Here is a 16,483-nt window from a genome sequence, read left to right as displayed (position 1 = left end):
GACTGAAGGTCGCGACGGATTTACAGCCCAGGCACAAACCGGCCACGAACAGGCATAACGCCTGGCGTGGAGGGTTTTTCCCCGGGCATTCCCCGTACGCATCGAACAGCCCAGTTAGGCAGGAGCGGCGGCCCGATCATGCGTCGAGCGGAGGCCACGAAGCGGCGTTCCCCCAGTACGCCCCGAGCGCTCAACGCCGGCTGCACATCGTCCGCCTGCTGGCCCATCAACCCTTACTTGTCGTCCACCCCAAACGTGCGGTAGCCCGCCTTGAGCCGGCGCGTTACCGGGGAATGCACTCGTGCTGGCCTGGGAATCTCGAACGGCCGCGAGACCATCCAGTCACCATGATCGTTCTCGCAGATGCAGTCGAGCACGAGGCTTGCCCCCTCATGCTTGCCCGTCACCTTAAGAGCCAGTTCATGTACCTGTTGAAGCTTTGTGAGGCCAAGGTCAAGTTCGAACTCTCCATTCTCGAACGTGACTGGAATCGGACCCCCGGTTGTCGCCGCCCGCAACCTCACTCTCAGCGTGGTGAGACTCAGCGGGCCGTCTAGGCGGAGCTCCAGTTTCGGTGCGCTACTCCAGACTCGCTTGAGATCAAGTTCGGGAGTCAGGGCACGCTTGTCTCGCTCCTCTTCGCGGAGATCTTCAAGCTGAAGCAGCTCCACCTGCCGCCTTGCCGACTCGGCCTGCTCCCTTGCCGACCGAGCCGCGTCACCACTCAGTCTCGCCTGCCGCAAGGCGACAGCGGCTGCGACTACCGCCACCACCGCAGCTGCCCTGTCTACGTTCCACCACGAGATGAACTCATTGATCATGAAAGGCCCTTGTATCGAAGAGATGCTCACAGTAACCGTGACGGGATCGGGCACTCTTACGATCTAGCGGCCACAGCGACAGTGGCGTTTTCGCCCGGCGGCTCGACGATCGCACGGCAGCGCGCTTGGCACGTGGGCTTGATGTTGTGCCGGTCGGCCGTGCGGTGGATACCAGACGTGGATCTCCCTGTCGACGATGTACCGATGAGCGCCCGCATGATCTCCGTACACCAGGTACTTCGCTACGCGCAGGGCGCCAGCCAGACCGACATTCAGATCGACGGCTACCCCAACTACCACTTCCTCACCACTCGGCCAGGCGACACCGAGTCCTCGAAGCTCATGCTGGAAAAAGGCATAAACCCCGCCGCCGCGATCAACGCCGGTGGCAATGCGCGCCGACCGGTGATCGGCATCAGGTCGAGCCCCTGGAAGGCCGGCCATGAAAGCAACCCTTGGCACGATGAGTTCGACCTCGATCACGGACATGTCAGGTACTACGGCGATCACAAGGTCACGACGGTAGGGCTACCCGGTGCCACCGCCGGTAATCAAGCACTGTTGGAAGCCTGGCCGTTACACGCGGCCACGACCGCCGACGAGCGACGGCAGGCACCGCCCCTGCTCGTATACCGAGCAGTCACCGTCAACCGTGGCGGTAAAACTATCTTCAAGGGGTACGTGGAGTTCTGTGGCGTCGCGGTGATCGAGAGGATCGAGCACGTCGTCCAGCGCGACACCAAGACCGGGCGCAGCTTCCCAAACCTGGTCCTCGATCTCGCAGTTCTCGACCTCGCCAAGAGTGGGGACGCCCTCGACATGCGGTGGATCGACGACCGCCGCGACCCGACACTCGACCTCCACCAGACCGAACGGCACGCTCCGGACACCTGGAAGGTGTGGGTCAAGAACGGCCACAGCGCGATTCCGCGCGTACGCCGACGGGTGGTCTCTTCCCGCGTCAAGACGACCGAGGCCCAGACCCCCGCTGCCGGATCCGCTGAAGAACTGACCCTCAAACAGCTGTACGAGTTCTTCGACGGCCGTAAACACGCCTTCGAACTCCTCGCAGCGCGAGTGAGCGCACAGATACTGGGGAGCTCGGGGGCGCGATATCACGATGGCTGGCTGACACGACCCGGCGGCGACGGTGGTATGGACTTCGTCGGTCGCCTGGATGTGGGCACGCCGGGGAGCAACACGCCGCTCGTGGTACTTGGCCAGGCCAAATGCGTCACACCGAGCACGTCGATAAGCCCTGACCAGGTCGCCCGCGTGGTAGCGCGTCTACGACGCGGCTGGATCGGCGTCTTCGTCACTACCGGCACCTTTTCACGACAGGCTCAGATCGAGGTCCACGAGGATCAGTACCCCCTCGTGCTGGTCGACGGGAAGACCCTTGCCGAACAGGTGCTCCGCATGGCGGCCGCCGATCACGGCGGGGATGTCGGCGCAGTCCTTGATTCTGTTGCCAGCGAGTACAAGGACGCCATCACATCCCGGCGGCCCGAGGAGATCCTTCACAGCGCGTAGGCAGCGCAGGCGGCCTCCTAAACGCGACGACGCCGCCAATCACACACACACACACACCAGAGGCGGAGTGCCAGCCCAGGCGTGAGACTCGCTCCGACCAGCCTAGATGCGTTGCGGAACGCTTTCTTCCCCGCGTATTCCCCGGATCATGGTCCGGCCACCCCACACCTTCCCGCTACATCGTTCGGAGAACCCTCTTGCCGTCCCACCTCGCGACGTCATCGCGAGCATGGCGAACTGACGCGACTCTGAACAGCAGGGCATCCCGCAGGCCGTCGATGGCTGCCGCCAAGCTTGCTTCCGGCTCGGGCGACTTCGGCCAGAACTCTCCCAGCAGGGGTGAGCCGATCCGGACCAGTTCCTCAACGGTGATGCCGGCACCCTTCGCCGTGACCGCATCCCGAGCGTCCTGGATCATCTCTGCGCGCTTCCGGTCGTACTTGCTGGCTGTTGCTCGCCGCTCTGGCCACCACGCATCGAACCACCACCACACCGCAACCATCGCTACGCGGATACCGTCCGCGAGGCTCGCGTCAGGGATCTGGGCGCGCGCCCTGGTGTAGTCGTCAGGTCCCTGGTAGTCCGCCATACGATCCACCGGTCAAACATACGTTCGACAAGATACGGCCGGTTAGACCCCACGCCCCTGCGCTAGCCGAGTGTCGCTGAGCTGCCGTGTTGTACGACTCGAAGCAGATCGCACGGAATTTTGGCGCGCATTTGGCGCGAATTCCTGTCTGGCGGGGCGTCGAGCAAGCCTCGGTTCATCGAAAAGCCTGACACCCTAGTCTGTTCCCGCAAGCCCGGGCAACTGGCATGTTGGGTGACGCGGTTCACGGCTCAAAACGACTACGATCGGCTCATGTCCCGGACAGTCCGCATCCCCATCACGGGGCCGGTGCTGGAGTGGGCGCGCAAGGAGTCGGGTCTGTCTCGGGCCGAACTAGCCTTCAAGCTGAATGTCGCACCAATCGACGTGGAGAGCTGGGAGACAGAGACTACGCAGCCGACCAAAACGCAGTTCAAGAAGTTGACTGCGACTCTGCGGCGACCGTCGGCAATCTTCTTCCTGGACACCCCCCCGCCTGCTGGGGCGTTCAAAGCGAGCTTTCGGCGTGCCTCTGAAGCGACTGGTCTGATTAACCCTGACGAGCTGAAGCCGCTGCGGGACGCACGTCGGTACCAAGCCGTGGCTGAGTGGATACTGGCGGAACTCGATGAAAGCCAGCAGTCTCCGCTACCTGTCGTCTTTGATCCGCGAAGTGCCTCTCCTCAACTCGTAGCGGACAAGGTTCGGACGACCCTCGCTGTTTCGTTCAACGAGCAGCTCGCATTTCCGGACGCTGCCAAGTCTTTGAAGGCGTGGCGTGCAGCGGCGGAGGAACGCCTCGGGATGTTTGTGTTCCAGATGCAGTTCCCGAATGAGGCCAAATACACACGCGGGTTCTGCCTCCCGAGCGACACGGCTCCGATCGTAGTACTGAACTCGGCGTTCACTGAGCCAGCCCGAATTTTCACCCTCTTTCATGAGTGTGCGCATCTAATTCTTAGAGACGCAATCCTTTGCGACGTTTGGAGCACTCGCAACACGAAGTCAGAACATGAACGGTGGGCGGAATCCTTCGCTGCGAACGTGCTCCTTCCGCAGGTTCCATTCCGGCAACTCCTCCGCCAGATTGTGCGCAACGAGGAACTGAACACCGAACACGTCCGTATTGCAGCGCGCCGAACGAAATGCAGCGTTCGTGCAGTGGCTCTCCGTTGTATAGAAATCGGAGCCGCTAACTGGGACCTGTACGAGCAGGTAGTTAAAGAGACAAAAGACGTCGATTTCAAGCCACCGGCGAAGCCCGGTGGAGGTGAGCGAGCAGCACAGCGCAAGCTCAGGGAAATAGGTCCGCGTCTCCCTGTCGCACTCTTCAGAGCGCGTGACGAGGACATCATCGGCCACTACGACGTCCTTCGGCACCTCGACATGAGTAATGAGCAGACCAAGGAGCTAGAGTCCTCAATAGCTTCGGGCGTGGTTTAACGTGGCCCGACCCCTCGTTTATGTTGCCGATGCTTCAGCACTAGTCGAGATTGAGCGCATGGTTCCAGCTGATGCTCAATCCGGCGTATTTATTGATCTCGCAGACCTCATGCCCGAGGAGCGTTTCGTTATCTGCGAGCAGGTTGTGACGGAACTCGAACGGACTAGCAACAAGAATACTGCTCACCTTTTTGCCAAGCAGGGCAAGAGCGACTGCTTCCATCAGGGAGCAGACTACAAAATCGTGAAGCGGATTCTAAGGCGCTATACGTTCGTAGACGTTAATGAGCGCCGCGAGATATGTGCTCCCTATGTGTTGGCGCAGGCACAAGAACTCATGGAGAGCGGTCGGAGCGTGGCGCTAATCACCGAGGACTACCGTCGAAAGATGCCACCCCTCATATCGCTGGCCGCAGCAGCAGATGAACTTGAAATTCCTCGCTTTGGCATGATGGAAGTGCTGGGCACGCTCGGAATCTGGCCTAGGGGTTGATCGGCTGAATTTCGTCGACCGGCGATTTCAGATACATATCAAGCGTGCTCGCCTTGGGCGGCAATCGCTTGTCTAGTGAGCCACTAAGAGCCTGTAGGTATAAAAGTAGAGCCCGAGCCGCTTCGACTCGATAGCTGACGCTTCCGACATCGAACCCGTCATCACCAGATTGGGCCACCTCGTACTGTCCTTGCATCCGTCCGGCCTTGTCATATCTGTGCTCTAAGCAGACGCCACCGAAGAACGAGTCAAGTTGGGACCCCACCAGCTCTCCGTTTCGACAGGCGACAAGTGCGTTGCTAATAACACATACCAGGTCCGGTTGCTCCACCCGCGGCGCGGCTGCAAACCTTTCAATGATTGTCTCTTCCGATACTCTTGATTCGTACGCCAGTACCGCGAAGTAGGGAAGCCCTCCTTCGTAACGATCGAGTGGATCTGAAGAGCCATCGGCGGGCTTCAGCTCTCGTAACCTGCGCGCTTTTCGGCGAATGTCTGTGAGGTCGTCGGTGCTCAATCTGCTCTTCACTTCTACAACTCCGGTGACGCATTCGACCGGATAAAGAAGCTCTGTGGACTGCGCGAATAGGCTAACCGAGTCGGTTGGGTTGTAAACCACAATATCAATCTGATTGCTGTATTGGTCATCACTGTCTATGACCATCCCAGTACCAATGCTGTACTTCCTGGGCAGGAGCCGTTCGAGCAAGCGGGCGAAGACTGCCTCATTCTCTTCGCCACGTTGAAGATTGTGCTGTATAAGCCGAGTGAATGTTTGCACCTCCGCATTAACGCGAGTCAGGGCGCCTGCCCAATATTGTTCTACAATTGGCACGAGATTTCCTCTTCGACGTATCGTGGCCCTAGGTACTGTGACACAGCTTCGATTGTGGTTTGCTGGCGCAAACGGGACCTCGGGAGAACAGCTACAGCCGACTGCCGTCATATCCAGCTTTGGTGGTTAGCTCTCCGTGGCTGTCACTTGGGTCGTGCCCCATGCCGTCCTATCGGCGCTCTGGCTCGTCGTTAGCAGTGACGCAGCGTCACTAAACAACATATTGGCGGTATTACGCGCTGCTCAGGAGCAGTGGAGCGCTAATTCTGTCCCGAAGGGAGGGGGTAACCCGTCCCACCCGTCCCACCCGTCCCAGAGCAGCTCAACCCTGGGACGGGATCTTGAGTGGGACGGGTTGAGCCGTCCCACAAGATCGCTTAGGGCATGATCCCGCGATCGGTGATTACTATCGGTTCACGTACTTCGATCATGGCGACTTTCCAGCCACCGAACGTCACCCGCTCTACGGTGATCACCCACGTCTCGGCGGTCTTGTCGATCTGGAAACGCCGATCACCTGGCATGAACCGACCCTCCGACGCGAACTCCACCGAGTAGGTGAGCACCACCCGGTCCCCGTCGTCGCGCCGATCCTTCGGCAAGAGCTGCAAGGTGATCAGGTACGCGTACGTGTTCTGTACGTCCCACCAGCGCGCGAACGCTCCCCGCGGCTGCGGGTCGGTGATCAGGGTGTCGAACTCTTCGTCATGTACGCCCTGGTAGCGCAGGCTGTAGCTCTGACCCTCCGGGCAGTCAGCCTCCACCAGCTCCCCCGCCTTGTGGTACCACCGGCCCGTGTCCGACAGGCACGAGGTGGCTTCGAGCGCGCGTACGGCCGCCTCCGGGGTCTGCTCACCGACCAGCCCGAAGCCGCGCGTGCGCGTCCACACGTGCCAGCCCAGCGCCGCGCCGTTGCCGCCGAGCAGCACCGCCACGGCGACCAGGTAGACCAGCGACCGGCGGCCCCTCCCGCGAGAGCCGCCGAGCCACCATGCGGTGATGACGCCCAGGGCGACGAGCGCACACCACGCCCAACCGAGGTAGCCCAGCGGCCACCACGGATCGGGCCACCACACCGCGAACGTCGCGTACGTCAGCAGGTATGGCACCTGTGTGGCGACCACTCGTGCATGCGCCGGCCGCGCCGCGAACGCCCACCAGCACACCACCGCGTGCGTACCGACGATCAGCGCACTGCACAGCGCGAACACCCCGACCGCGCCGAGCTTCGTCTCACCGAACAGCCGCAGCAACCCCACGGCCCCGCCGCCCAGGCCGCCGCCGCAGGCGGCCAGCGTGAACGCGAGGAGGCCGCCAGCGGCGGCCCCCACTCGTGCCCTCCTTGAAGTTGTGTTGATCTCCATGGAGGCGAGCGTAGATCGATCGATCAAGGCTGTGCGCACGATGGAGACGCCTGTCGGCCCACCCAGAGGGCGTTGGGGGACGTTTCCAAGACATCGCGTCTAAGGCACTGGAACCCCAACGTCCCCTGCGTGCGGTGTTCTGCTGTTCGTGCGACGCCTACCGTCTACCTCATGACTGACATCGCTGCCCCTGTGCCGCTGCTGGTTCTCTGGGATGTTGACGACACTCTGATCTACAACGGCGGCGTGAGTAAGGAGGCCTACGCACTGGGCTTCAAGCTCCTCACAGGCAAAAGCCCCGTGGAGAAGGTGATCACAGACGGCATGACCGATACGGGCATCATGCGGTCACTGTTCGAACGCCACGGCCTGGTGCTCACACCCGAATTGGCTGCCCAAGCACACAAGGTCATGCCCACAGCTTTGGAATCACTCGTGCCGCAGCTGCGCGAGCGCGGCCATGCCATGCCAGGAGCCCGTGCTGCGATTGACGCCCTGGGTAAGGAAGTGGGCATCACGCAGTCTGTGCTGACCGGGAACATCGCGCCGAATGCGTTCACCAAGGTTGCGACCTTTGGCCTGCATGGTGGCCTCGACTTCGAGGTGGGCGGGTACGGTTCGGATCACGAGGTGCGGGCGGAGTTGGTGCCCGCCGCCCGCGCAAAGGCAGCCAGGAAGTACGGGGTCGAGTTCACGCCAGCTACAACCGTGCTCATCGGCGACACCCCGCGTGACGTGGAGGCTGGCCGAGTCGGCGGCGCATATGTGGTTGCGGTAGCGACCGGGAAGTTCGACTCGGACACCCTGGCCGGTCTCGGGGCTGACGTGGTCCTGTCTGACCTATGCGACACGGCCCGTGTTGTGGAGGCGGTCCTATCGGCCCGCGGCCTCCTGGACGCTCGCTGACGGCGACCTGACGGCCTCATGAGGGTAGGCGGTTTCCCACACGCGCTCGAACGACTCGGCGTACATGTCGAAGAGATCGCCTCCCTCGCACCGTCGAAGATGCAGGATCGGCGCGCGATAGCCGTACACCCCGTAGGCGTGCTGGTTGACCAGCATTTCCTCGTCGTACATGAAGACGGAGTTGTAGAGCGTCGTCCGGTGTAGGCGGAAGTCGATGTTCGGCACGCCAAGCAGCGGGCGGTAGTAGGCGATCGCCATACGTACCCGTCCAACTAAGCCGTCATACAGCTGTTCTTCGACCCCCCGGAGAGCAATCTCCGGGGTCTCTGGGTCCCCCAGCGCGATACGAATGCGTACTCCCGCTGCGGCCTTCTCACGCAGCAATCGGATGGACTCCGGGTTGTCCTCGGGCAGGAACAGGCTGGCATACGCCATGAGCACGATCTCTCGCTGAGCACCACGCAGAAGGTCCAACCACATGGACTTCGGCACCAGGTGCCGGTGCGGGTAGAACCCGACTACCTCGGCCTCCGAGGCCGCAGTGCGGCTGTCCTCCAGCGCCGGCCAAAGGTAGGCGGCCTGACTTCCGAGCAAGCGGGCGGCGCTCAGGGCCGTTGTCCGATGCGGAACGGTGTCCCGGGTGATCCAGCGTTCGACCGTTTTGGGATCGACGCCTAGCTCGCCGGCCAACTTCTGGGTGGTCAGCCCGGCAGTCTGCATGACTCCACGTAGACGCTCATTCGCCATTGGACACAACCATCCTCGTGAGGGCATTCGGGGACATGAACATGATCCGTCAAATGCACCAGGATGGGAAACCCGTGCGGTGGGAACGCCCGCGATGTCTGGCGTTTGATCGATGCATGACCGACAGCATGAGTACTTGGACACCCGATCAGGCTGAGCGCTTCGGCCCCGGGGCCGCCGGCGGAATTCCCTCCTCCCGAGCGAGCCTGCGGAGGTAGGCCCCGGTGAACGGCGAAAGTCGTTCGACCTCGGATGGCCCCACCCCTGCGCGTAAGGCCGCGAGCGCGGCGGAAATGGCACCGCGACGGGCCTCCTCGTGGTCCGCCTCAGTCTTGAGGTAGCGCCTTGTAGCTGCAGCAAGTTCGGCTCTCACATCAGTCACCGCATGAGGGTAGCGGAACCCACTTGCGCAACCCACCTTCGTATCGCTACTCTGTTGCGCAACAGAGAATCGCAACACGGATTCTCTTCGGTACCTCTGGTGCCGAGGTCCCGGCGGGCCAGGGAAGGCCGTTAGCGCGGCGTCGCCCACCTGCTGGTGCTCGCTTGTTCGTTGGTGAATTTCATAGCGACAGGAAAAGGCGCTGGCTACGGCCGTTCCGGCCAACACCCTGCGATGAGCCACACGGTGGCCGACCCCGGTAGATCCCGGGCGAGCGGGGCGAACGAGCGGAGTAGCGGGCGCTGATTGCACAGATCACCTGGCCGCTTATCGGCCGAGCGTTTCTGCTGCCCGGGGCGCGGTCCATGTGGCCGCGCCCCGGCGGCATCTAGCCCACACCGCGTCTGAGCTGGAAGGGGTGTCGTGATGACGCTCGCCGCATCTGTTCGTGTCTCGATCCGTTCGTCGGCCTGCTGGCGTGAGTGCCAGTGCGGTCGCTTGACCTCGCAGCCTGCCGACGACGGGCGCTGCAACGACTGCCGCAAGCCCTCCCGGTCTCGCCGGTATCGCTCGCGCTGACGGCTTCCGTGCGGCCCCGGGCACCTGCCCGGCCCGCGCGGTGGCCGCCAGACGGCGGACCAGCCGTCAGCCCCGCCCCGACATCGATCGGGCGGGGCTTCCTACTGACCAGGGAGAAGCGCGCGTGACCCAGATCTATCAGGCCAGGTCACTGCACCTGGCGAACCTCGTCGACGCAACCGTGGAAATCGACGACAGCCTGAGCCCGGACACGATCCGGGTGAGCATCACCGGCCCGGCCGACAGCATCGAGGTCCACACCGCGCGGGGCGAACTGGTCATCACGACCCGGCCCGCTGCGCGGGCCGCAGGCCCCGGGACGGGGATCAACGTGGCGTCCGGCAATGCCCGCGTTGGCGTGCAACTCGGATCGATCCACGGTGGCGTCATCAACTTCGGCTCCGGCCGCGTGAGCGTCGATGGCGTGTCCATCGGCGACCCGGTTGCGGCCGGCCAGTCGTCGGCCGATGAGCCCGCCGCGGTGACCGTGGCGGTCTCCGCCGGTACTCCGGTCAGCGTCCAGGGCGGCGCGGCCGGCCGCTACCGCATCGGCGACACCGGCACCGAGGTGGACGTCTACGGCCGGTCGGGGAGCTTCACCGTCACCGGCAGCTGTGATCTGACTGTCGACGGCGCTGGCCGCATCAACGTCAACAGCCGCGCTGGTCTGCGCTGACCGTCGAGCAAGTGACCCCGGCGGGGGGCCATCCCCGCCGGGGTCTTTCGCACCACAACCCACCTGCTAGGAGAGGAATCACGATGCCTGCCCAGGCTATCGCTTCGGCCCCGGCCGACGAGCCGGCACACGCCCGGCTGACCATCGCCCACCCACTGGCCGCTGTCGCGGCCCGCAACTGCGCCGACCACACCCACGACCTGGCCGACCACACCCCCGACCTGGCCGACCTGGTCGGCGGGGTCGCCTGCGGCGCCGCATGGGCCAAGGCCCTGCACGACGATTTCATGTTCGCGCTGGAGTGCGGCTTGCCGCTCGACGTCGAACCCGACCCGTTCTACATCGACGAGGTCGCCGTGCGGCGCGCGATGCGCGATGAGCCGGTGGAGCTGACCGAGCTGGAGCGCGCCGAGGTGCGCCGCCGCCTGTCCGCGATCCGCGACCGCCGTAACCGGCCCTACTGGTTCGTATGCTCCCGCGCCGCCGCCGTGCGGCGGGAGGCAGCGCGGTGAACGGCCAGATCGACCTGTTCACCGGCGCGGTCGCCGAGGTGGAGCCCGTGCCGGTGGTGAGCGTGCGGCGGGCGGTCCGCCCGCCGCTGGAGCCCCGCCAGGTGCGCTACCTCAGCTTCGGCGGCACGCGTGACTGTGACGACTGCTGGCAGGCCCAGGCCGACGCGAACGACGCGGGCACCGCGGTGCCGCTGCGCCGCAAGGCGAGCAGCAGCCGCGAGACCGCGGCGGGCAAGGCGTACCTGTGTGAGCCGCACAAGTTGGACCGCCAGTCCTCCGACACGGAGGTGGAGGTCTGATGCCTCGCACTCGTGCCGGCCGCGCGCTGGGCGACATCGCCCGCAGCGTCGCCCGCGGTGAGCTGACCCCCGGCCAGGCCGCTGCCATGTCGGCGCGGCTGCGGGCTGGGCAGCGCCAGGCGCTCTACCGCGCCGCGCTGGACACCCTCGGCGAGCAGCACGAGCCCGTCAAGGTGCGGCTCACCGGCTGCACACCTGACGTGGCCGACCTGCTGAACGTCTTGGACGAGGTCACGACGCTGACCGACGTCTCCGACCCCTACCCGACTTCCCGGCCCGGCGTGGTGCGCGTGTACGCGACCGCCGAGCGCCGACACCCGCTCACAGGAGGCTCGAAATGACCGCACCCACCAGCGCGTACCCCCTGGCCGTCGCCGACCTGGTCGACGACTTCCACAAGTGGGCCGCCGAACTCGGCACCGCCCCGTCCCAGAACGCCACCAAGGCCAAGTTCCGCGTTGGCAGCGACAAGGCCCGAGCGCTGCTGGCGACCCTGACCGCGCCCGCCCCGACCGAGCACATGACCACCCCGGCCCCCATCGCGGCCTCGGCCGCAGAGTCGGTGCCGGTGGCCGAGACCACCGCGCCGGACACCGTGCTGAACGTGTCCACCGCGCCGATCATGGTTGAGGCGTCGCCGCTGACGGCGGTTGACGTAGACCCAGAGCCGAAGATCAACCCCGCACCACCCGCCGCGTCGGTGATGCCGGTCGCCGCCGAGCCTGCCCACCCCGGGCACGTCGACAGCGGCCCGGTGGATGAGATCGCGGCGAAGCTGGACAGCGAGCGCAACCGGCTGAGCGTGCAGCGTGAAGACACCCTGGCCCGGCGGGCGATGGAGGCCGAGCACCGCATCGCGATGGACGACGTACGCGAGCAGGCGCGCGCCGCCCAGCGCGCACGCGGCGAGCGAGCCCGTGACGCAGCAGACGCGGCGGCGCTGTCGGCGCTGTACCGGCGCGCACAGCGGTCCGGCACCCGGGCGCGGCTCCGAGCCCAGATCCAGGGATCGGCCGAGATGCGGGCGCTGCGCATCGCCCGCGTGCGGTCGGTGACCCTCATGGCCGGTGTCCCGGTCCTGGCCGCGTTCGCGGCCTGGTCGACGACCGGCGTGCAGGCCGGTGTGGCGCGGCTGCTCGGCCTGACCGGCGGGTCGCCGGGCTGGTGGTCGGCATGGGCGATGGAGCCCGCGCTCATCGCGATCGTCGGCCTGATCATCATCGGGCGGGCGGTGCTGCGCTCGGCCGGTGGTGACACCGACTGGCGCGCCGACGCCATCGAGTGGACCGCCCTGGCCACGTCCCTCGCCCTGAACATCGTGGGCGGCTGGGCGACCGGCGTGCACTGGTCCGAGCAGATCGGGCCGATGCTGGCGCACTCGGTCGGCCCGATCGGCGCGGCCGGCACGGCGTTCCTCATCGGGCTGTTCGACGGCTACGTCAGCGCCGCCCGGCCCTGGCACGGCGCGCCCCGGCTGGCCGACATGGACCTCGACTTCGCCGCTGTTGGCGGTCGCCCGGACGCTGCCAGCCACACCGATCCGCACGCCCCGAAGCCGCTGTCGCTGCTCCGGCGCTGACCGCCTCCGTGCGGGCCAGGGCTCATCACCCCTGGCCCGCAGCGGTGGCCGCCAGACCGGCGGACAGTCCCGAAGGGAGCCTGCTCGTGGCTAACGAGACCACCCTGACCTTGGTCGGCAACCTCACCGCTGACCCTGAGCTGCGCTTCACCCCGGCCGGGGCGGCGCTGTGCAAGTTCACCGTTGCGTCCACCCCGCGCGCCTACGACAAGGGCACGGGTGAGTGGAAGGACGGCGAGGCTCTGTTCATGAACTGCTCGGCCTGGCGCGAGATGGCCGAGAACATCGCTGAGTCCCTGGTCAAGGGCTCGCGCGTCGTGGTCACCGGCCGCCTGAAGCTCAACCGGTGGAAGACGCCGGAGGGCGAGAACCGCCAGGCGTTCCAGCTGGACGTGGAGGAGGTCGGCCCGTCGCTGCGCTACGCGACGGCGCAGGTCAACAAGCTGACCCGCACGGGCGGCGGCGCGCCGGCCGCGCCGTCCGGTGAGGCGAACCCGTGGGAGACCAACGGCGGCGACGAGCCGCCGTTCTGATCCGACCGGCTACCACCGTGCGCGGCGAGCCTCCGTCTGGGGTCATGCGCCGCGCACGAACCACGAGGTTCCACGCAGCTCGGTCAGTACGGCGTCCGCCAGCACTACAAACTCGACGGCCTGTGACGGTGTCACGTCTATTTCGCCATGGGCGGCGATGTTACGCATTCGGGAAAGCCCGACGATTGAGCTGAAGAGGCCCATGGTGATGAGGCCGGTCCTCGCAGCTATGTCGGCTAGGCCCCGCATGGTGCTTGGAAATCGGAACTCGACTTGGGCTGACTTCAACTTCTCCGTCAGCTCTCGTTCGATCTCCACGGATTTCTCCATGATCGCGCCAAGTGGACTGCTGTGCGCCAGCTCGATGACCTCTGCTGGCCGAGCCTCGGGACGCAGTTCGGCGCGCGAGGTCGGCGTCTCGTTCTCCAGGTCAATACCCTCGCCGACCTTTACGGCCTGACGGTCCCACTCGGCGGTGACGGGACCTGCCTGGAAACGGGTGGGGCGTTCTGCCAGCAAGTTCTTGATCGTTCCGCGAAATACGAGCACGAGCGCCAAGACAATCACCGGCCAAATGAGCGCCGAGGTCATGGCAGCGACGAATTCCAGTCCGGACATTCGCCGATAGTCCCACAACCCCGCATCACCCGCGTCAACCAAGTGATCAGGCGGGACACGGCCCGGCTTCTCTACGGACAGGCCGTATCCCGCTACCCCTCACAGAAGGAGCGCACCCAGTATGTCCAGCACCTTCACCCCGAACATCGGGGGTTGCGCGTGAGCGACCAGCAGCCGTGCGGGCAGTGTCCGGCGCTGCACGCCGAGATCGCCCACCAGCGCGCCCTGATCGATCAGCTTCAGCAGATGTGCACGTGGCTGTCCAACCGCCTCGCCGAGCTGCGCGGCGCGGTCGCCGCCGCCGAACTGCTCATGCGCGAGCAGGCCGAGCAGCCCATGATGCCGCGCGGCCGGCTGCTGACCCAGCTTCACGAACGCCTGATCACTGCCCTTATCGACGCTGACCGGAGGTAGCGCCATGGCACTGACCCCTGTTGTCTTCAACGACGACGACGAGCCCACCCAGCGCACGGTGCCCGGCCAGGCCGCGCCCGTCGACGCCGAGTCCTACACCGTCTATCGGCCCGACCAGGGCGCGCCTGTCGACGAGCCCGACAGCGTCGCCGCGTCGGTGACGTGGGCTGACGTGACCAGCCGGACGCGCCGCGTGCCGCTCGTGCCAGCGTGGATGCTGTCGGCCGACACCCGCCGCGCCACCATCCGCGCCCTGTCCAACGATCTCGGCTACTACGCGGCGTTTCACGCCCTGCGCGGCCCGAAATACGGGCTCAAGATGGCCTTCTACGCCCCGCGCGGGGCGTGGCGAATCGCCCGCCGGGCGCTGGTGTGGGCGCAGGCGGAAGAGGGCAACTGGAAGCTTCGCCAGCACGCCGCCGACCACAACGACGCCTACACCTGGCAGTCGCTGAACCGCACCCGCGCCAAGGAGTCCAAGCCCCGCTGGATGCTGCTCGGCGCGGCCGGCACGGCGGCATGTATGGGTGGTGTGGTGCTGGAGCTGTCCGGCGCGGTCCCGCCGATCGGCTGGTACGCCGCAGCCGCGGGCGCGGTCGCCATCGCGGCGCAGGCTGGTAAGCCCGCCGACCGGCCGATCACCGACCGGGTGTCGAACACGCCGAAGTTCACCAAGCTCACCGCCGAGCAGGTCCGCGCGGCGCTGGTCGCGGTCAAGCTCCAAGGCCTGACCGACCCCGGCCAGCTCGACTTCCCGTCTCCGATCCACCGCGACGGTCCGGGCTGGCTGGCCAGGGTGAACCTGCCGCTGGGCGTGGAGGCGGTCAAGGCCATCGAGAAGCGCGCCGCGCTGTCGTCGGCGCTGCGCCTGCCGATCGACCAGGTCTGGCCCGCGCCCGGCCCTGAGCACGCCGGACAGCTCGACCTGTGGGTCGGCTACCAGCCCGCGTCCAAGATGGGCAAGCCCCGCTGGTCGCTGCTGGCCGACAACGCCGTCACCAGCGTGTTCAACATCGAGGAGTTCGGCTCCGACGAGCGTCAGCGGCCGGTCAAGACCAGCGGTTTCGCCCGCTCGTTCCTGATCGGTGGCCAGCCCGGATCGGGCAAGAGCTACGCCGCCCGCGCCCTGGCGCTCATGTTCGCCCTCGACCCCACCGTGGAATTCAAGATCGCAGAGTTCAAGGGCACGGGTGACTTCCTCGACTTCGAGCCGCTGTGCTCCACGTACATCGTCGGTGTCGATGACGAGGCGCTGCGCCAGGGCGGGGCGATCCTGGCGTGGGCGCTGGCTGAGGCCGAGCGGCGCGGTAAGCGCATCCTGGCCGCCAAGCAGCGCGGGGAGGCTCCGGAGGGCAAGGTCACGCCGGAGCTCGCGCGCAAGCGCGGGTCGGGGCTGCACCCGATCGTCATCATCATCGACGAGGCGCACGAGCTGTTCGCCGCCGACAAGGACGCCGCTGACGCGGCGGAACGGCTGATCAAGCGGGCGCGCGCGCTGGGCATCATCGTGGTCCTGGCCACGCAGATCCCGGACAAGAACAGCCTGCCGCCCAACATCACCCGGTGCGTGACGAACCGGTGGTGCCTGTCGGTGCAGGGCCAGGTCGAGAACGACATGATCCTCGGTACTGGCATGTACAAGCGCGGGATCACCGGCACGGTCTACAAGCCCGTGGACGATGCGGGCTGGGGTGTCATGACCGGCGGACCTGCCCCGGTGTCGGTGCTGTCGCAGTACCCGACCACCGAACAGGCCGCATCGATCATCGCCCGCGCCATCGCCCTGCGCGGCGGCGCGCGCCCGGTCGGCAACGACCTGCCCAAGGCCCGTGACCTGCTGGCCGACCTGCTCGAAGTGTCGGCCGAGCACGGGCAGCACTGGTCGGTGGCCGCGCCGGCACTGACCGAGCGTTGGCCCGCCGCGTACCCGTCGATCACGGCTGAGGCGCTGTCGGACATGGCACGCGCCCTCGCAGTTCCGTCACAGGGAGTGAAGATCTCCGGCAAGGTCCTCAAGGGCTACCGGCGGGCCGACGTGGCCGAGATCCTCGCCCGCCGGGCGCAGCCGGAAACCAGGTAACGCCGCCGGTAACGGCACGGGTGAAGGTAACGCCTCCGTTACCCGTGCCGTTACCCCTCCAACCGCCCCGCTGCCTGCCA

General features: G+C 65.9%; 18 protein-coding genes. 11 read left to right on the top strand and 7 right to left on the bottom strand.

Features of this window, described 5'->3' with window-relative positions:
• Positions 1-233 precede the first annotated feature (233 nt).
• Positions 234-821, bottom strand: coding sequence for a hypothetical protein (locus F9C41_RS26770; RefSeq protein ID WP_155389609.1), 588 nt, complete (start codon positions 819-821; stop codon positions 234-236).
• A 204-nt stretch (positions 822-1,025) separates the two neighbouring features.
• Between F9C41_RS26770 and F9C41_RS26765 the strand changes: the two genes are divergently transcribed.
• Positions 1,026-2,354, top strand: coding sequence for a restriction endonuclease (locus F9C41_RS26765; protein ID WP_155389608.1), 1,329 nt, complete (start codon positions 1,026-1,028; stop codon positions 2,352-2,354).
• Positions 2,355-2,529: 175 nt separating this feature from the next.
• Here F9C41_RS26765 and F9C41_RS26760 read toward each other — a convergent pair whose 3' ends face one another.
• Positions 2,530-2,943 carry a hypothetical protein gene (locus tag F9C41_RS26760; protein ID WP_155389607.1) on the bottom strand — a complete coding sequence of 138 codons (414 nt, stop codon included), beginning with the start codon at positions 2,941-2,943 and terminating at the stop codon, positions 2,530-2,532.
• Between the two features lie 273 nt (positions 2,944-3,216).
• Here F9C41_RS26760 and F9C41_RS26755 point away from each other — a divergent pair, with 273 nt between their 5' ends.
• Complete coding sequence (locus tag F9C41_RS26755; RefSeq protein WP_155389606.1) at positions 3,217-4,386, top strand: XRE family transcriptional regulator; 1,170 nt, start codon at positions 3,217-3,219, stop codon at positions 4,384-4,386.
• 1 nt (position 4,387) lies between these two features.
• The gene (locus tag F9C41_RS26750; protein ID WP_155389605.1) at positions 4,388-4,879 is read left to right on the top strand and encodes a hypothetical protein; all 492 of its coding nucleotides are present in this window, start codon (positions 4,388-4,390) and stop codon (positions 4,877-4,879) included.
• On the opposite strand, the gene F9C41_RS26745 is transcribed toward F9C41_RS26750, so the two are convergent.
• A complete protein-coding gene (locus F9C41_RS26745) occupies positions 4,869-5,714 on the bottom strand; it encodes a DUF6602 domain-containing protein (protein WP_155389604.1) in 846 nt (281 codons plus the stop codon). The genes F9C41_RS26750 and F9C41_RS26745 overlap by 11 nt on opposite strands.
• Positions 5,715-6,091: 377 nt before the next feature.
• Positions 6,092-7,045 carry a hypothetical protein gene (locus tag F9C41_RS26740; RefSeq protein ID WP_155389603.1) on the bottom strand — a complete coding sequence of 318 codons (954 nt, stop codon included), beginning with the start codon at positions 7,043-7,045 and terminating at the stop codon, positions 6,092-6,094.
• Between the two features lie 204 nt (positions 7,046-7,249).
• Between F9C41_RS26740 and F9C41_RS26735 the strand changes: the two genes are divergently transcribed.
• Positions 7,250-7,984, top strand: coding sequence for an HAD family hydrolase (locus F9C41_RS26735; protein ID WP_230690039.1), 735 nt, complete (start codon positions 7,250-7,252; stop codon positions 7,982-7,984).
• On the opposite strand, the gene F9C41_RS26730 is transcribed toward F9C41_RS26735, so the two are convergent.
• A complete protein-coding gene (locus F9C41_RS26730; RefSeq protein WP_230690038.1) occupies positions 7,952-8,704 on the bottom strand; it encodes an XRE family transcriptional regulator in 753 nt (250 codons plus the stop codon). The genes F9C41_RS26735 and F9C41_RS26730 overlap by 33 nt on opposite strands.
• Before the next feature lie 1,112 nt (positions 8,705-9,816).
• On the opposite strand from F9C41_RS26730, the gene F9C41_RS26725 reads away from it, so the two are divergent.
• The 6 genes from F9C41_RS26725 (at position 9,817) to F9C41_RS26700 (ending at position 13,291) form a co-directional block, all read left to right on the top strand.
• Entirely contained in the window at positions 9,817-10,368 is a 552-nt protein-coding gene (locus tag F9C41_RS26725) for a hypothetical protein (RefSeq protein WP_155389601.1), read from the top strand.
• Between the two features lie 83 nt (positions 10,369-10,451).
• Complete coding sequence (locus tag F9C41_RS26720) at positions 10,452-10,880, top strand: hypothetical protein (RefSeq protein ID WP_155389600.1); 429 nt, start codon at positions 10,452-10,454, stop codon at positions 10,878-10,880.
• Positions 10,877-11,179 carry a hypothetical protein gene (locus F9C41_RS26715; protein ID WP_155389599.1) on the top strand — a complete coding sequence of 101 codons (303 nt, stop codon included), beginning with the start codon at positions 10,877-10,879 and terminating at the stop codon, positions 11,177-11,179. Before F9C41_RS26720 ends, F9C41_RS26715 begins: the two co-directional genes overlap by 4 nt.
• Entirely contained in the window at positions 11,179-11,520 is a 342-nt protein-coding gene (locus F9C41_RS26710) for a hypothetical protein (protein ID WP_155389598.1), read from the top strand. The genes F9C41_RS26715 and F9C41_RS26710 overlap by 1 nt, the downstream gene beginning before the upstream one ends.
• Positions 11,517-12,758 carry a hypothetical protein gene (locus tag F9C41_RS26705; RefSeq protein WP_155389597.1) on the top strand — a complete coding sequence of 414 codons (1,242 nt, stop codon included), beginning with the start codon at positions 11,517-11,519 and terminating at the stop codon, positions 12,756-12,758. The genes F9C41_RS26710 and F9C41_RS26705 overlap by 4 nt, the downstream gene beginning before the upstream one ends.
• Before the next feature lie 86 nt (positions 12,759-12,844).
• A complete protein-coding gene (locus F9C41_RS26700) occupies positions 12,845-13,291 on the top strand; it encodes a single-stranded DNA-binding protein (protein WP_155389596.1) in 447 nt (148 codons plus the stop codon).
• A gap of 42 nt (positions 13,292-13,333) precedes the next feature.
• Here the strand turns inward: F9C41_RS26700 and F9C41_RS26695 are convergent, their stop codons facing one another.
• Together F9C41_RS26695 and F9C41_RS26690 are read right to left on the bottom strand one after the other, a co-directional pair.
• A complete protein-coding gene (locus F9C41_RS26695; protein WP_155389595.1) occupies positions 13,334-13,909 on the bottom strand; it encodes a hypothetical protein in 576 nt (191 codons plus the stop codon).
• 99 nt (positions 13,910-14,008) lie between these two features.
• The gene (locus F9C41_RS26690) at positions 14,009-14,329 is read right to left on the bottom strand and encodes a hypothetical protein (RefSeq protein WP_155389594.1); all 321 of its coding nucleotides are present in this window, start codon (positions 14,327-14,329) and stop codon (positions 14,009-14,011) included.
• Between F9C41_RS26690 and F9C41_RS26685 the strand changes: the two genes are divergently transcribed.
• Positions 14,328-16,403, top strand: coding sequence for an ATP-binding protein (locus tag F9C41_RS26685; protein ID WP_155389593.1), 2,076 nt, complete (start codon positions 14,328-14,330; stop codon positions 16,401-16,403). The genes F9C41_RS26690 and F9C41_RS26685 overlap by 2 nt on opposite strands.
• The last annotated feature ends 80 nt before the right edge of the window (positions 16,404-16,483 follow it).

Source organism: Catellatospora paridis, assembly GCF_009720365.1.
In the GTDB taxonomy this organism is placed as follows: Bacteria; Actinomycetota; Actinomycetes; order Mycobacteriales; family Micromonosporaceae; genus Catellatospora; species Catellatospora paridis.
This window is presented reverse-complemented; position numbering and strand designations above follow the sequence as displayed.

Bases quoted from the DNA above. Each gene is read 5' to 3' on its own strand.
- F9C41_RS26770 (WP_155389609.1), bottom strand. From the start codon at position 821: ATGATCAATGAGTTCATCTCGTGGTGGAACGTAGACAGGGCAGCTGCG.
- F9C41_RS26730 (WP_230690038.1), bottom strand. From the start codon at position 8,704: ATGCAGACTGCCGGGCTGACCACCCAGAAGTTGGCCGGCGAGCTAGGC.
- F9C41_RS26705 (WP_155389597.1), top strand. From the start codon at position 11,517: ATGACCGCACCCACCAGCGCGTACCCCCTGGCCGTCGCCGACCTGGTC.
- F9C41_RS26720 (WP_155389600.1), top strand. From the start codon at position 10,452: ATGCCTGCCCAGGCTATCGCTTCGGCCCCGGCCGACGAGCCGGCACAC.
- F9C41_RS26710 (WP_155389598.1), top strand. From the start codon at position 11,179: ATGCCTCGCACTCGTGCCGGCCGCGCGCTGGGCGACATCGCCCGCAGC.
- F9C41_RS26690 (WP_155389594.1), bottom strand. From the start codon at position 14,329: ATGGCGCTACCTCCGGTCAGCGTCGATAAGGGCAGTGATCAGGCGTTC.
- F9C41_RS26755 (WP_155389606.1), top strand. From the start codon at position 3,217: ATGTCCCGGACAGTCCGCATCCCCATCACGGGGCCGGTGCTGGAGTGG.
- F9C41_RS26695 (WP_155389595.1), bottom strand. From the start codon at position 13,909: ATGTCCGGACTGGAATTCGTCGCTGCCATGACCTCGGCGCTCATTTGG.
- F9C41_RS26735 (WP_230690039.1), top strand. From the start codon at position 7,250: ATGACTGACATCGCTGCCCCTGTGCCGCTGCTGGTTCTCTGGGATGTT.
- F9C41_RS26685 (WP_155389593.1), top strand. From the start codon at position 14,328: ATGGCACTGACCCCTGTTGTCTTCAACGACGACGACGAGCCCACCCAG.
- F9C41_RS26760 (WP_155389607.1), bottom strand. From the start codon at position 2,943: ATGGCGGACTACCAGGGACCTGACGACTACACCAGGGCGCGCGCCCAG.
- F9C41_RS26765 (WP_155389608.1), top strand. From the start codon at position 1,026: ATGAGCGCCCGCATGATCTCCGTACACCAGGTACTTCGCTACGCGCAG.